This is a genomic window from Pseudotabrizicola sediminis (genome assembly GCF_004745575.1).
GTDB classification, from domain to species: domain Bacteria; phylum Pseudomonadota; class Alphaproteobacteria; order Rhodobacterales; family Rhodobacteraceae; genus Pseudotabrizicola; species Pseudotabrizicola sediminis.
The window spans coordinates 99,489-112,579 of the sequence record NZ_RPEM01000009.1 but is presented as its reverse complement, the minus strand read 5'-3'; the positions used below and the strand labels follow the sequence as shown (position 1 = coordinate 112,579).

12 protein-coding genes and 1 pseudogene are annotated in these 13,091 nt (G+C 63.5%); 5 read left to right on the top strand and 8 right to left on the bottom strand.

Going from position 1 to position 13,091, the window contains the following annotated elements; genetic code table 11:
- Positions 1 to 60: 60 nt before the first annotated feature.
- Positions 61 to 393: pseudogene (locus EEB11_RS14120) on the top strand (glycerophosphodiester phosphodiesterase family protein); the annotation flags it as partial.
- Positions 394 to 404: 11 nt separating this feature from the next.
- On the opposite strand, the gene EEB11_RS14115 reads toward EEB11_RS14120, so the two are convergent.
- Entirely contained in the window at positions 405 to 1,322 is a 918-nt protein-coding gene (locus tag EEB11_RS14115; RefSeq protein ID WP_167852749.1) for a Hint domain-containing protein, read from the bottom strand.
- A 253-nt stretch (positions 1,323 to 1,575) separates the two neighbouring features.
- Between EEB11_RS14115 and rnd the strand changes: the two genes are divergently transcribed.
- Positions 1,576 to 2,733, top strand: coding sequence for a ribonuclease D (gene rnd, locus EEB11_RS14110; RefSeq protein ID WP_135432341.1), 1,158 nt, complete (start codon positions 1,576 to 1,578; stop codon positions 2,731 to 2,733).
- A 21-nt stretch (positions 2,734 to 2,754) separates the two neighbouring features.
- Here rnd and EEB11_RS14105 read toward each other — a convergent pair whose 3' ends face one another.
- The gene (locus tag EEB11_RS14105) at positions 2,755 to 3,225 is read right to left on the bottom strand and encodes a hypothetical protein (protein ID WP_135432339.1); all 471 of its coding nucleotides are present in this window, start codon (positions 3,223 to 3,225) and stop codon (positions 2,755 to 2,757) included.
- Between the two features lie 135 nt (positions 3,226 to 3,360).
- Between EEB11_RS14105 and EEB11_RS14100 the strand changes: the two genes are divergently transcribed.
- Positions 3,361 to 3,768, top strand: coding sequence for a SufE family protein (locus tag EEB11_RS14100; protein WP_135432337.1), 408 nt, complete (start codon positions 3,361 to 3,363; stop codon positions 3,766 to 3,768).
- Here the strand turns inward: EEB11_RS14100 and EEB11_RS14095 are convergent.
- The 3 genes from EEB11_RS14095 to cobS form a co-directional block, all read right to left on the bottom strand.
- Positions 3,765 to 5,558, bottom strand: a complete 1,794-nt coding sequence (locus EEB11_RS14095; RefSeq protein ID WP_135432335.1) for an aminopeptidase P family protein — start codon at positions 5,556 to 5,558, stop codon at positions 3,765 to 3,767. The two genes, EEB11_RS14100 and EEB11_RS14095, sit on opposite strands and share 4 nt — an antisense overlap.
- An 83-nt stretch (positions 5,559 to 5,641) precedes the next feature.
- Entirely contained in the window at positions 5,642 to 7,513 is a 1,872-nt protein-coding gene (gene cobT / locus EEB11_RS14090) for a cobaltochelatase subunit CobT (RefSeq protein ID WP_135432333.1), read from the bottom strand.
- A 70-nt stretch (positions 7,514 to 7,583) separates the two neighbouring features.
- Entirely contained in the window at positions 7,584 to 8,558 is a 975-nt protein-coding gene (gene cobS / locus EEB11_RS14085) for a cobaltochelatase subunit CobS (RefSeq protein ID WP_135432331.1), read from the bottom strand.
- 168 nt (positions 8,559 to 8,726) lie between these two features.
- On the opposite strand from cobS, the gene msrB reads away from it, so the two are divergent.
- The gene (msrB, locus tag EEB11_RS14080) at positions 8,727 to 9,191 is read left to right on the top strand and encodes a peptide-methionine (R)-S-oxide reductase MsrB (protein ID WP_135432329.1); all 465 of its coding nucleotides are present in this window, start codon (positions 8,727 to 8,729) and stop codon (positions 9,189 to 9,191) included.
- An 87-nt stretch (positions 9,192 to 9,278) separates the two neighbouring features.
- Here msrB and EEB11_RS14075 read toward each other — a convergent pair whose 3' ends face one another.
- The gene (locus EEB11_RS14075; RefSeq protein WP_135432327.1) at positions 9,279 to 9,914 is read right to left on the bottom strand and encodes a J domain-containing protein; all 636 of its coding nucleotides are present in this window, start codon (positions 9,912 to 9,914) and stop codon (positions 9,279 to 9,281) included.
- Positions 9,915 to 10,003: 89 nt separating this feature from the next.
- Here EEB11_RS14075 and EEB11_RS14070 point away from each other — a divergent pair, with 89 nt between their 5' ends.
- The gene (locus EEB11_RS14070; protein WP_135432325.1) at positions 10,004 to 10,255 is read left to right on the top strand and encodes a BolA family protein; all 252 of its coding nucleotides are present in this window, start codon (positions 10,004 to 10,006) and stop codon (positions 10,253 to 10,255) included.
- Positions 10,256 to 10,271: 16 nt separating this feature from the next.
- Here the strand turns inward: EEB11_RS14070 and EEB11_RS14065 are convergent, their stop codons facing one another.
- Positions 10,272 to 10,697 carry a GlcG/HbpS family heme-binding protein gene (locus tag EEB11_RS14065; protein ID WP_135432323.1) on the bottom strand — a complete coding sequence of 142 codons (426 nt, stop codon included), beginning with the start codon at positions 10,695 to 10,697 and terminating at the stop codon, positions 10,272 to 10,274.
- On the bottom strand, positions 10,694 to 12,856 hold the full coding sequence (locus EEB11_RS14060) for a malate synthase G (protein WP_135432321.1): 2,163 nt from the start codon (positions 12,854 to 12,856) through the stop codon (positions 10,694 to 10,696). Before EEB11_RS14060 ends, EEB11_RS14065 begins: the two co-directional genes overlap by 4 nt.
- Positions 12,857 to 13,091 lie beyond the last annotated feature (235 nt).

Below are 13,091 nucleotides of genomic sequence, written 5' to 3'. Positions count from 1 at the left end.
AGGATATCTGCCAGAGAACACGCTTGGCGGCTATGAACTCGCGATCAAGATGGGTGCAGACTTATCGAGCCCGGCCTGGCGCTGACCAAGGATGGTGTCCTTGTTGCCATGGGCGATGCAACGCTGCGCAACATCACGAACGTTGCCTCCGTATTTCCGGGACGTGAGAATGAACCGGTTCGCAACTTTACCTATGCCGAGATCCAGCTGCTGACGGTCACGCCGCGCGGCCCGCAGGCAGGGACAAAAGTGGGACGCCTCTCGGCTTGCAGCGGCACGCCCGCGGCGGCAAACCTGCGCGCACCGCGTCCAGTCGGGAGCTGCCGCCACATGAAATCTCTGGTTGGCCCGAATATGGACAAACCGGATTCCAGCTTGCGACGCCATTTCTGACGCGGCAGGCGCTAAAGCCCCGCCAGTCGCGCCGCGACAGGGGGCAATACCGGGCGGGCAAGCCCGGTCCCGGTGCCGCTGACCGGGCAAAGCGACGGGAACAGGCGGCGGATCTCATCGCTCGCCCGCTGGTCAAAGGCTGAAAGCGCCGCGCCCCCTGCGAACAGGCTTTCGGTCGGCGCACCTTCGGCAAAGATCACCTGATGATCTTCGCACAAGATATGTACATAGGTGACAGTCGGTCGGCGCAGACGCCGGATCGTGCGGTTGTTGATCAGATGTCGTGCTGCGGCAAGGGTTTCGCGTTCGCCCATCGTCAACTCGGATGGCCAGCCGGTGACCAGCATCCGGTGCTGGGGCGACACCAGCAGATCACGCTGGTTGCCCACCGCACCGGCAGCAAATCGCACCGGTGCCATGCTGCCCAGCCCACAAACCGTGCGTCGCCCGGCCCAGACCACGGGGGAATAGCCGTTGTCCATGGTCTGCACCAGATCACCGGGGCGCAGACCTTCAACCCCAAGCATGCCGCGATGCGTCAGAATCCGGGTGCCCGCAACAAAGCAGGGAATGGCGGGCGGGCTGCCTGCAAAACCATTGAAGGGCAGCTTCTCTGCCCGGGGCGGACAGGCACCCGGCCCGTACTGTATCTTGCCCGAAGAGATCCCCTCGGTCTGGAACAAGATTTTGGAAGGGTTGGTGAAAATCTGATGCCCGGCAGAGGATGCCCGCCCCTGATACTGATCGTGCTGCGGGTTCAGGCTTCTGTACAGCGGCCGTTCCGGCGGGTCATCTTCCGGCCAGACATAGATTTCGACAAACTGACCGTTGCTGAAGTTGCCCTCGCCATCATTGACCTGACGCACCACCACCCGGAAGTAAGTGCTGGCCGCGCCAAGCGGTTCAACCCCGGTCAGGGTCACCGTCATGCGATCCCCGTTGCCGGATGACGCAAGCGATCGATACGTGGCGATCTGATCGCCACGCAGGAAAAGGACTACCTGTGCCATCTGGTCTGATTTCCGCTCTGCCCAGAGGAAAGTCTAACAGCCTTGCCCCCAGCTGTCGCAGCGAAAACCCGTAAAATTGGATATCCGGGGCTTTTCAAGGTGAAAGCCGCCGCCTATAGCGGAAGGACACCTGTTGCGGGATGCCCCCGCGGCCCCTTGAAAGACGCGACCCATGCGCACCATCACCACGACCGAAGACCTCGCCGCATTTTGCGAGGCGGCAAAATCCCAACCCTATGTCACCATCGACACCGAATTCCTGCGCGAGCGGACCTATTGGTCAAAACTCTGCCTGATCCAGATGGCCTTGCCCGGCAAGACCGGCGATGCGGTTCTGGTCGACCCGATCGAGGGCGAGGCGATGAGCATGGAGCCGCTCTATGACCTCTTTCGCCACAAGGCGACGGTCAAGGTGTTCCACGCCGCCCGGCAGGATCTGGAGATTTTCTTTGTCGAGGGCAATGTTTTTCCCGAACCGCTGTTCGACACCCAGATCGCCGCCATGGTCTGCGGCTTTGGCGAACAGGTCGGATATGAAACGCTGGTGCGCAAGATTGCCAAGGAAAACCTCGACAAGACCAGCCGCTTCACCGACTGGTCGCGCCGCCCGCTGACCGATGCGCAAAAGGAATATGCGCTGGCCGATGTCACCCATCTGCGGGTGATCTACGAATGGCTGGCGGCACAACTGGCCAAGAATGGCCGCTCGCATTGGGTGGGCGAAGAGCTGGCGGTTCTGGTCAACCCCGAAACATACACCACCACCCCCGATGACGCCTGGCTGCGGATCAAGACCCGCACCACCTCGGGCCGGTTTTTGGCGGTGGTCAAAGAACTGGCGCGTTTCCGCGAGGACTATGCCCAGAAAAACAACGTGCCACGCAGCCGGGTGATGAAGGATGACGCCCTGCTGGAGCTGGCCTCTACCCGGCCCACATCCGTGGAAGAACTGGGCCGGTCGCGCTTGTTGATGCGCGAAGGGCGCAAGCCCGAAATCGCCGATGGCATTCTTGCCGCCGTCAAGGCCGGGCTGGCGATGAAGCCGGAAGACATGCCGAAGGTCGCGGATGAGCGTGAACAGATTCAGGTGAACCCGGCCTTGGCCGACCTGCTTCGGGTTTTGCTCAAGGCCAAGTCGGAAAGTCTGGGTGTGGCCCCCAAACTGATCGCGTCATCGTCGGATCTGGATGCAATCGCTGCCGGGGGCCGCGAGGTCGAAGCTCTGGGCGGCTGGCGCAAGGAAGCCTTTGGCAATGACGCGCTGGCCCTGTGCCGGGGCGAGATTGCCCTGTCGGCCAAGGGCAGCGAGGTGCGGGTGATCCGGCTGTAGGCTTGCCGGTGCCCCGAACCCTCAGCGGCGCGTCATGCGTGCCGAGCGCTCGCCCTGCACGGTCACGCGCGTGATATCCTCAAGCCGGCGGGGGCTGACGGTCATCGCGGCCGTTACCTCGCGCGTGCGCTGGCTGCCAACGGCAGTTTGCGATACCGGCGGCAGGATGCGGAAATCCAGCACCAGATGCGTCGGATCATCGCCTTCGACCTCGACCAGTTCAGCCTGCCACCAGCCCTGGCTTTCCATGACTCCGGTGGCCCGCACGATGGCCCCGCTGGTATAGGGTTCAATGTCCAGCGCCACCACATCTGCCACCAGCAGGCGCGAATCAACGGCGCGCTGCAACGGCGCGATGGTTTCAACCCGCTCGGACCGGCCAAACCAGTTGAACGGGTTCAGCCGCGAGTCGCGCACGGCCCCGCAGGATGTCAGAACCAGAACGGCAACAAGGGCGGCGGTCGCAGGACTTTTAATCGGCGGGCGTTTCATCGGTCCATCCATCTTGGCTTTGATCTTGGGTAGCCGATCAGCCTGCTTTTGAAAAGGGCGGGTGTTGATTTGCAGCAAAGGGGCTGGACCAATGCGGGGCAGGGCATTACCTCCACAAGCAAAGGAGCCTTGCCCATGGCCACCCCCGCCTTTGAAGACATTGCCGAAACCTTCGATTTTCTCGACGATTGGGAAGATCGCTACCGCCATGTGATCGAGCTGGGCAAGGCGATGCCGCCCTTGCCCGACGAATTCAGGGTGCCCGCGCTGAAAGTGGATGGCTGCGCCAGCCAGGTCTGGCTGCGCCCGGTAGTTGCCGAGGGGCGGTTCGACTTTCAAGGCGACAGCGATGCGATGATCGTGCGCGGGCTGATCGCCATCCTGCACGCGCTGTATTCCGGGGTGCCGCTCGATCAGGTGGTGGCGGTGGATGCCCCCGCCGAACTGGGGCGGTTGGGGCTGAACGACCACCTGTCGGCACAACGGTCCAACGGCGTGCGGGCCATGGTGGACCGCATCCGCTCGGTCGCGGCAACCGCCTAAAGCGGCGCGCAGGCGGCTTTCAGCCAGTCCAGCACGTCACCCGACACGCGCGGTGCTATCTGTGCCAGCACCTGCGCATGATAGGCATCAAGCCAAGCCGCTTCATACGGTGACAGCATCGCGGTCACGATCAACCGACGGTCCAGCGGCACGAATGTCAGCGTCTCGAAGCTGTATTGCGCCCGGTTGTCACCCAGACCCTCAGCGACCTGCACCACGATCAGGTTCTCCAGCCGGATGCCAAACGCCCCCTCGCGGTAATATCCCGGCTCATTCGACAGGATCATGCCCGGCTCCAGCGGCACCTCTGACACCCGGCTCAGCCGCTGCGGCCCTTCGTGAACAGACAAAAACGCGCCCACGCCGTGCCCGGTGCCATGGTCGAAATCGAACCCCGCGACCCAAAGCGGATACCGCGCCAGCGGGTCCAGATCACGCCCCGCCAGCCCCTTGGGAAAACGCACGCGTGAGATGGCAATCATCCCCTGCAGCACTCTTGTATAGCAGGCGCGCGCCTCATCCCGCGGATTGCCCACCGCAACGGTGCGGGTGATGTCGGTGGTGCCGTCGCGATACTGCGCGCCTGAATCCACCAGCAGCAGCTCATTGTTCCGCACCGCCCGGTTGGTGTCGCGCGTCACGCGGTAATGCATGATCGCGCCATTGGGCCCGGCCCCGCAGATGGTGTCAAAGCTGATGTCATGCAGCGCATTGGTGGCGCGGCGAAAACCTTCCAGCGCCGTGACCACATCAATCTCGGTCAGCGTGTCCGGCGTCTGGCGGTCCAGCCAGCACAGGAACTCCACCATCGCCGCCCCGTCGCGCAGATGGGCCTCGCGCATGCCTGCGATTTCGGCGGCGGTCTTGCGCGCCTTGGGCAGGCGGCAGGGGTCATCGCCCCATGCCACGTCAATCCCCGCTTCGGCCATCTCGTCACTGACCGCCAGCGGTGCCGTACCGCGGTCCACCCGCACCGGCCCGGTCAGCGTGCGCAGCGCGGGCACAAAGGCAGCGGGCGGGCGCAAGGTCACCTGTGGGCCCAGATGGGCGCAGGTGGCCTCGTCCAGCTTGGCCGGATCGGTGAACAGCGTCACCCGCGCATCGTCATGCAGAATGGCAAATCCCTGCAGCACCGGGTTCTTGGGCACGTCCGCGCCCCGGATGTTCAACAGCCAGCAGATCGAATCCGGCAGCGTGATCACCGCCGCGCGCTGCCCGGCGTTGCGCAACCCTTCGGCCAGCCGCGCGCGTTTGTCGGCGCTGCTCTCCCCGGCCAGAGCATCCGGGTGCGCAAAGGCCAGCCCACAGGGGGCAGGCGGCTGATCCGGCCAGATCGCATCAACCAGATTGCGCGTGGGGCGCAGGCCAATCCCTGCCGGTTCCAGCACGGCCCGCAAGGTGGCAATCTCATCCGCTGTCTGCAGCCAGGGGTCAAAGCCAACCTCCCCGGCGTCAAGATGCTGCCTGATCCAGTCACCGGCCTTGATCTCGGGCCAGGGTACGGGGGTAAAGCAATCCAGGTCTACCTGCGCCTTGACCTGCACGCGGTACCGCCCGTCGATGAACACCCCCGCGATACCGGGCAGCACCACGGCAAACCCGGCCGAGCCGGTAAACCCGGTCAGCCATTGCAGACGTTCATCCCGCGCCGCCACGTATTCGCCCTGATGCGCATCGGCGCGCGGCACGATGAACCCGGCCAATCCTTCATGCGTCATCACGTCGCGCAGCGCGGCCAGCCGTGGCGGCCCTTGTTCCGGCGTGGCGTGGCTGTCAAAGCTCTGAAACATCGCTTGCACCTTTTTGAAATACTCCGGGGGGGGCAAAGGCGGGGGGCCGCGCCCCCCCTCTGACCGGCATGACCGGCCCAACCTCAGCCCGTCTTGCGCATCCCCAGCACCCGCGCCCGCTTGCGCGGATCGGTGTCGAACAGCCCGGCCAGTTGTTCGGTCATCGCGCCTGCCAGCTGCTCGACATCGGTGATGGTGACGGCACGCTGGTAGTAGCGGGTCACGTCATGGCCGATGCCGATGGCGATCAGTTCCACCGCCCGCTTGCGTTCGACCATCGCGATCACGTCGCGCAGGTGTTTTTCCAGAAAGTTCGCCGGGTTGACCGACAGGCTGCTGTCATCCACCGGCGCGCCGTCGGAAATCACCATTAGGATCTTGCGCGCCTCGGGCCGGGCCGCCGCTCGGCGGTGCGCCCATTCCAGCGCCTCGCCGTCGATGTTTTCCTTCAACAGGCCCTCTTTCATCATCAGCCCCAGATTGGGCCGCGCGCGCCGCCACGGCGCATCGGCCCCCTTGTAAATGATGTGGCGCAGATCGTTCAGCCGCCCCGGCTGTTGCGGCCTCCCTTGGGCCAGCCAGCGTTCGCGGCTTTGCCCACCTTTCCAGGCGCGGGTGGTGAAGCCCAGGATCTCCACCTTGACCGAACAGCGTTCCAGCGTGCGGGCCAGCACATCGGCGCAGATCGCCGCAATGCTGATGGGCCGCCCGCGCATCGAGCCGGAATTGTCGAGCAGGATCGTCACGCAGGTGTCGCGGAACTCGGTGTCCTTTTCCTGCTTGAACGACAACGGCGTGGTGGGGTTCGCCACAACCCGCGCCAGACGGCCGGCATCCAGAGTGCCCTCTTCCAGATCGAAATCCCATGACCGGTTCTGCTGAGCTTGCAAGCGACGTTGCAGCTTGTTGGCCAACCGGCTGACGGCGCCTTTCAGCGGTTCCAGCTGCTGATCCAGATAGGCGCGCAACCGTTCAAGCTCTGCCGGTTCTGCCAGATCCTCGGCCCGGATTTCCTCATCGAAATCGGTGGTATAGACGGTGTAGTTCGGATCGGCAGACGAATGCGGGGCAGGGGGCGGTGGTTCCAGCGGGGCCTCGCCCTCGGGCAGTTCGGCCTCGTCGCCCTGCTCCATATCGGCGCTGTCTTCCATCGAGACCTGGGCCTGCGACTGGTCCTGCTGATCTTCCTGACTGCGCTCGGGGTTGGCTTCGGACTCGTCCTGTTCGGACTGCTCCTCGCCCTGACTTTCAGGGCTGTCTTCGTCTTCCTGCGCCTGATCATCGGCCTGGTCATCATCGGGCGCGTCGGGGTCATCGCCCAGCTGGTCGCCATAGCCAAGGTCGGCAATCACCTTGCGGGTCAGGCGGGCAAAGGCGGCCTGATCGGCCAGCACATGATCGACATTTTCCAAGGTGCCGCTGGCTTGCTCTTCGATAAAGCCGCGCCACAGGTTCATCACATTGGCGGCCCCGGCAGGCAGATCGCGCCCGGTGGCCAGATGCCGCACAAGGTAACCCGCCGCCACCGACAAGGGCGCATCCTGCGCATTGGTGATCTGGGCATAGCCCTTGCGGTCGGCCTCATGCCCGATCTTGGCGTCGATGTTGCCCGCTGTGCCCGGCATCGCGCGCGCGCCCACCGCCTCGCAGCGGGCGGTCTCCATCGCGTCATAGATGTCGCGCGCCATCTGGCCAGAGGGCGCATAGCGGGTCGCCACCGCCTCGTCATGGAACTTGCGGCGCAGGGCAAAGGCATCGGCGGTGCCACGCGCCAGCAGCACCTCGTCGCGCGTCATCCGGCGGCTGACCTGTGGAAGCCGCACGCCATCGCGGTTCATACCCGGCGGGTCCACCGAATAGGTGACGGTCATTTCCGGGTCGTCGGCCATGACGCGCGTGGCGTCGGCAAGCGCCTTCTTGAACGGATCGGCTGGGTTGTCGTTGGGTTTGGTCATGTCACGCCCCGGTAGGGCGGGGTTCCCCCCGCCGCTGCGGCAAGGGCGGGGGGAACCCCGCCCTGCCGACTTATTTCATCGCCATGCTTGCCGCCGACTCGGGTAGTTCCTCGGCAAAGCAGCGCTGGTAGAATTCGGCAACCGTCTGCCGCTCCAGCTCGTCGCATTTGTTCAGGAAGGTCAGCCGGAAGGCGTAGCCCACGTTGCGGAAGATCTCGGCATTCTGCGCCCAGTTCAGCACGGTGCGCGGGCTCATGACCGTGGACAGATCGCCGTTCATGAAGGCCGTGCGGGTCAGGTCGGCCACGGTGACCATCTGGGAAATCTGCTTGCGACCTTTTTCGGTGTTGTAATGCGGGCTTTTGGCCAGAACGATCGCCGCCTCGGCATCATGGCTCAGGTAGTTCAGCGTGGCCACAAGGCTCCACCGGTCCATCTGCGCCTGGTTGATCTGCTGGGTGCCGTGGTAAAGGCCGGTGGTGTCGCCCAGACCGACGGTGTTTGCCGTGGCAAACAGCCGGAAATAGGGGTTCGGCGTGATGATCTCGTTCTGGTCCAGCAGCGTCAGTTTGCCATCGGTTTCCAGCACGCGCTGGATCACGAACATCACATCGGCGCGGCCCGCGTCATATTCATCAAACACGATGGCCACGGTGTTGCGCAACGCCCAGGGCAGGATGCCTTCGTGGAATTCGGTCACCTGCTTGCCATCGCGCAGCTTGATCGCATCCTTGCCGATCAGGTCGATCCGGCTGATGTGGCTGTCCAGGTTGACCCGCACGCAAGGCCAGTTCAGCCGGGCCGCGACCTGCTCGATATGGGTCGACTTGCCCGTGCCGTGATAGCCTTGAATCATCACCCGGCGATTGTAGGCAAAGCCTGCCAGAATCGCCAAAGTCGTGTCAGGATCGAACTTATAGGTCGGATCAATCGCCGGCACGCGGTCAGTGGCTTCGGCAAAGCCCTTGACCTTCATGTCAGTGTCGATGCCGAACACATCCCGCACATTGATTTCTTCTGTTGGCTTCATGGCGTGATCCAGCATCGTGCTTCGTCCTGTTCCGGTCGTTTGGTGAGGTTCCGTGGAGTTGTGGAGCATAATACCGGGGGGTTCAAGGGCAAGGGCATGCGTTCCCGTTTGCGTGAGCGTGAAACCTTTGTCCCCGCCCTCGCGTAATGCACAGTACAAGGGTTTGCGTAGATGGAGGCGATCATGAACAGACGTGCGGTTGTATTGGGGGGCGTGGCCCTTTTTGTCATGGGCCGGGCGGCATGGTCTGCCGAGGGCAATTTTGAATATCAGTTGTCCGAGGCGGAATGGCGCGCAAAGCTGGGCGATCTGCCCTACCGCGTGCTGCGCGAAGAGGCGACAGAGCGTGCCTTTACCAGCCCGCTGGACGCTGAAACCCGGGCCGGCACCTATCACTGCGCGGGGTGCGATCTGCCGGCATTCTCGTCCGAGCACAAATACGACAGCGGAACCGGCTGGCCCAGCTTCTGGCAGCCGTTGCAGAATGCCGTCGGCACCAAGGCGGACCGCAGCCTGTTCGGCACACGGACCGAGGTGCATTGCCGCCGCTGCGGCGGGCATTTCGGCCATGTGTTCGACGATGGGCCGCAACCGACCGGCAAGCGCTATTGCATGAACGGCGCGGCGTTGACCTTCCGGATGGCGTGATACCGCGTTTGTGCGCCCGGTCAGATCAGACAAACAGCGGGCCTTGGCCCGCTGTTTTGACATTCGGCACGATGGGCAGCCCTGGCGTCATTCCCTGAAAAAGCGGCTGTCCTTGATCTGGTCCCACGCCCAGACCACCTCTTGCAACCGCTCTTCATCGCTGCGGTCCCCGCCATTCATGTCCGGATGAAGATCCTTGACCAAGGATTTGTATTGCTTGCGGATTTCGGTCTTGGTCCAGGTATCCCGTGCGTCCAGGATCTCGATCGCCTTGCGTTCGGTCGGCGGCAGTTTGCGGGTCGAGGTGCCGGCAGGCCGGCTGCCGGGGTTCTGCGTGGCCTTCTCGCCAAGCAGCGCCAGCGGATCATCCACCCCCAGCCGTGCCCAGGCCCGTCCGTCATCCTTGCGGCTGAACGGTTTGGTGGGGCGCTCCCAGACCCGGTCCTTGTCGAGGAATTTCTGAAAGTCGTCGTCCGATGTGCCCTGAAAGAAGTTCCACTTCAGGTTATACTCGCGGATGTGATCCTTGCAGAACCAGAAAAATTCATCCAGCAGATCAGGGCTTTTCGGGGCCCGGTAGGCACCCGCCTCGGTGCAGCCCGGAAAGTCGCAGGGTTTGTTCGAGGTCTCGAACGCGCCAGACATCCCCCGCCGTGTGGTTTTCTTGCGCTTCTTGTCCGCCGAGACGCGGATGTCGAATTCAAAGGGGGGTTTCGTGACCATGGTCTGCCTTTCTTGCGTCCCTGCGTCTTTCCGACTCGGGCGGCACAGTTTAGGGGTTTGGGCGGCAGATTGAAGGGGGCAGATCAAAAATGACTGTGAAGACCGAAATGGAACAGCGCCTGATTGCGGCATTCGCGCCGCAACAGATTGAAATCGTGAACGAAAGCCATATGCATGCGGGTCACTCCGGCGATGACGGCACCGGAGAGAGCCATTTCCGCATCCTGCTGCGGGCAGACAGTCTGGCCGCGCTAAGCCGCGTTGCCCGCCACCGCGCGGTTCATGCGGCGCTTGGCGATCTGAACACGCGGGTTCATTCGATTGCGCTGGATATCGGCTGAGGGCAGGGGCGGCGGGTCAGCTTTCGGCCACCAACCCTGCCGCCTCGATCCCCGCACAGGCGGCCAAAGCGTCATTGTCTGACGTGTCGCCGGTCACCCCGACAGCACCAAGCACGGTGCCCCCGGCGTCGCGCACCAGAACCCCGCCTTTGACCGGCACGAAATCGCCGCCATACAGCCCGTTCATCGCCTGCACGAAATAGGCCTGGCTCTCGGCCCGTGCGTGAATGGCGCTGCCCGGCAGGCCCAGCATGATGCAGCCATTGGCCTTGCCATGCGCCAGGGCATAGCGGCCCGGCGCGGCCCCATCCTCACGTTCAAAGGCGATGGTGTGGCCCCCGGCATCGACCACCACCACCGACAGCGGTTTCATGCCCGCCTCATCCCCGTTGGCCAGGGCGGTCGCGATGATCGTGCGGGCTTGTGCAATGGTGATGGTCATATAGCTTCTGCTTTCTTTTCAAGGCGCCGGGCGTGCAACACCGGCTCGGTATAGCCTGACGGCTGCGCGCGCCCCTTGAGCACCAGATCACAGGCAGCGCGGAAGGCAACCCCGTCATAGCCCGGTGCCATCGGCTGATACAGCGGATCACCTTGGTTCTGCCGGTCCACCACGGCGGCCATCTTGCGCATGGCGGTGATCACCAGATCTTCGGTGATCACCCCATGGTGCAGCCAGTTTGCCAAGGCCTGCGATGAAATCCGGCAGGTGGCGCGGTCTTCCATCAGGCCCACATCATGAATGTCCGGCACCTTGGAGCAGCCAACCCCTTGGTCAATCCAGCGCACCACATAGCCCAGAATGCCCTGCGCGTTGTTCTCCACCTCTTGGCGGATGTCTTCGTCCGACCAGTTGGCCCCTTGCGCCAGCGGAATGGTCAGCAGCGCGTCCAGCGTGCCGCGCGGCCCGCCGCGCGCAATCTCAACCTGCCGGGCCAGCACATCGACCCGGTGATAATGCGTGGCATGCAACGTGGCGGCGGTGGGCGAGGGCACCCAGGCGCAGTTTGCCCCGGCCTGCGGATGCGCCATTTTCTGCGCCAGCATGTCGCCCATCAGGTCGGGTGCGGCCCACATGCCCTTGCCGATCTGCGCGCGGCCGCGCAACCCGCAGGCCAGCCCGATATCGACGTTGCGATCCTCATAGGCCTTGATCCAGGCGCTTGCCTTCATGTCGCCCTTGCGGACCATGGGGCCAGCTTCCATGCTGGTGTGGATTTCATCCCCGGTGCGGTCGAGGAACCCGGTGTTGATGAAGGCCACCCGGTTTTTGGCGGCGCGGATGCATTCTTTCAGATTGGCACTGGTACGGCGCTCTTCATCCATGATGCCCAGCTTGACGGTAAAGCGGGGCAGGCCCAGCACCTTTTCCACATGGTCGAAAATCTCGCAGGCAAAGGCCACCTCATCCGGGCCGTGCATCTTTGGCTTGACCACATAGACCGAGCCTTGGGTGGAATTGCGGGTGCCTTCGGACTTTTGCAGATCATGCATCGCGCAAAGCGTGGTCAGAAAGGCATCCATGATGCCCTCCCCGATCTCCCGATCATCCTCGGTCAGGATCGCCGGGTTGGTCATCAGATGCCCTACGTTGCGCACCAACAGCAGCGCGCGCGATCTCAGCGTCAGCGTGCCGCCATCCGGGGCGGTCACGGTCAGGTCCGGGTTCAGCCGCCGCACCGACTCTTTGCCGCCCTTGACGATCACCTCGGCCAGATCGCCCTTCATCAGCCCCAGCCAGTTGCCATAGGCCAGAACCTTGTCTTCCGCATCCACCGCCGCGACCGAGTCCTCGCAATCCATGATCGCCGACATCGCCGATTCCAGCCGGATATCCGACACATGCGCCAGATCATCCCGGCCGGTCGGCGTGGTAGGGTCTACCTGAACTTCAATGTGCAAGCCGTTGTTTTTCAGCATCAATGCCGTGGGGGCCGTCGCATTGCCCACAAAGCCTGCAAACCGTGACGGATCGGCTAGCCCCACAGCATCCTCTGCCCCGGTCACCCAAAGCTGGCCCGCGTCTACGCGAAAGCCGCGTGCTTCGGACCACGACCCGCGCGCAAGCGGCACGGCCTCATCCAGAAACGCCCGGCCCCAGGCAATGACCCGCGCGCCGCGGGCCGCGTCGTAGCCCTTGCCGGCGGGCAGATCGCCCAAAGCGTCTGTTCCGTACAAAGCGTCATACAGGCTGCCCCAGCGCGCATTGGCCGCATTCAGCGCATAGCGCGCATTCATCACCGGAACCACCAGCTGCGGGCCGGGAACAAGGGCGATTTCCGGGTCGGTCTGCGTGGTTTCAATCGTGAAATCGGGGCCTTCCGGCACCAGATAGCCGATCTCGGTCAGAAAGACGCGGTAGGCGGCCGCGTCAAAGCTCTGCCCCCGGTGCGCCTTGTGCCAGGCGTCGATCTGCGCCTGCAGATCGGCACGTCTGGCCAGCAGCGCCATGTTTTTCGGCATCAGATCGGCCGCCGCCCCGGCAAAGCCGTGCCAAAAGCTGGCGGCGTCGATCCCGGTGCCGGGAAGCGCGTGTTTTTCGACGAAATCCACAAGACGGGCGTCAACCTTCAGCCCGGTGATGGCGATGCGGTCTGTCATGGGTGTCCTCGCTTCTGGGGTCGGTGTCCGATGGGATGCCGTGGTATGCTGCGGGCAGAGATAGTCAGAAATGACGCCAGAGGCAACAAAAGCGGTCAGGTTATTTTACCAAAAAATTCGGATGACAGCTTTCGCATTTGCAAAAGAGTGTAGAAGCCACGCAGATCATTCGGGATTATCATGGTGTTTCGTGGCGATTGCATTAACTTAGCTTTGCTGCGCGCCTGATCCGTCC

Excerpts from the sequence above, each read along its gene's own strand:
- EEB11_RS14115 (WP_167852749.1), bottom strand. The coding sequence starts at position 1,322 with ATGACGGTGACCCTGACCGGGGTTGAACCGCTTGGCGCGGCCAGCACT.
- rnd (WP_135432341.1), top strand. The coding sequence starts at position 1,576 with ATGCGCACCATCACCACGACCGAAGACCTCGCCGCATTTTGCGAGGCG.
- EEB11_RS14105 (WP_135432339.1), bottom strand. The coding sequence starts at position 3,225 with ATGAAACGCCCGCCGATTAAAAGTCCTGCGACCGCCGCCCTTGTTGCC.
- EEB11_RS14100 (WP_135432337.1), top strand. The coding sequence starts at position 3,361 with ATGGCCACCCCCGCCTTTGAAGACATTGCCGAAACCTTCGATTTTCTC.
- EEB11_RS14095 (WP_135432335.1), bottom strand. The coding sequence starts at position 5,558 with ATGTTTCAGAGCTTTGACAGCCACGCCACGCCGGAACAAGGGCCGCCA.
- cobT (WP_135432333.1), bottom strand. The coding sequence starts at position 7,513 with ATGACCAAACCCAACGACAACCCAGCCGATCCGTTCAAGAAGGCGCTT.
- cobS (WP_135432331.1), bottom strand. The coding sequence starts at position 8,558 with ATGCTGGATCACGCCATGAAGCCAACAGAAGAAATCAATGTGCGGGAT.
- msrB (WP_135432329.1), top strand. The coding sequence starts at position 8,727 with ATGAACAGACGTGCGGTTGTATTGGGGGGCGTGGCCCTTTTTGTCATG.
- EEB11_RS14075 (WP_135432327.1), bottom strand. The coding sequence starts at position 9,914 with ATGGTCACGAAACCCCCCTTTGAATTCGACATCCGCGTCTCGGCGGAC.
- EEB11_RS14070 (WP_135432325.1), top strand. The coding sequence starts at position 10,004 with ATGACTGTGAAGACCGAAATGGAACAGCGCCTGATTGCGGCATTCGCG.
- EEB11_RS14065 (WP_135432323.1), bottom strand. The coding sequence starts at position 10,697 with ATGACCATCACCATTGCACAAGCCCGCACGATCATCGCGACCGCCCTG.
- EEB11_RS14060 (WP_135432321.1), bottom strand. The coding sequence starts at position 12,856 with ATGACAGACCGCATCGCCATCACCGGGCTGAAGGTTGACGCCCGTCTT.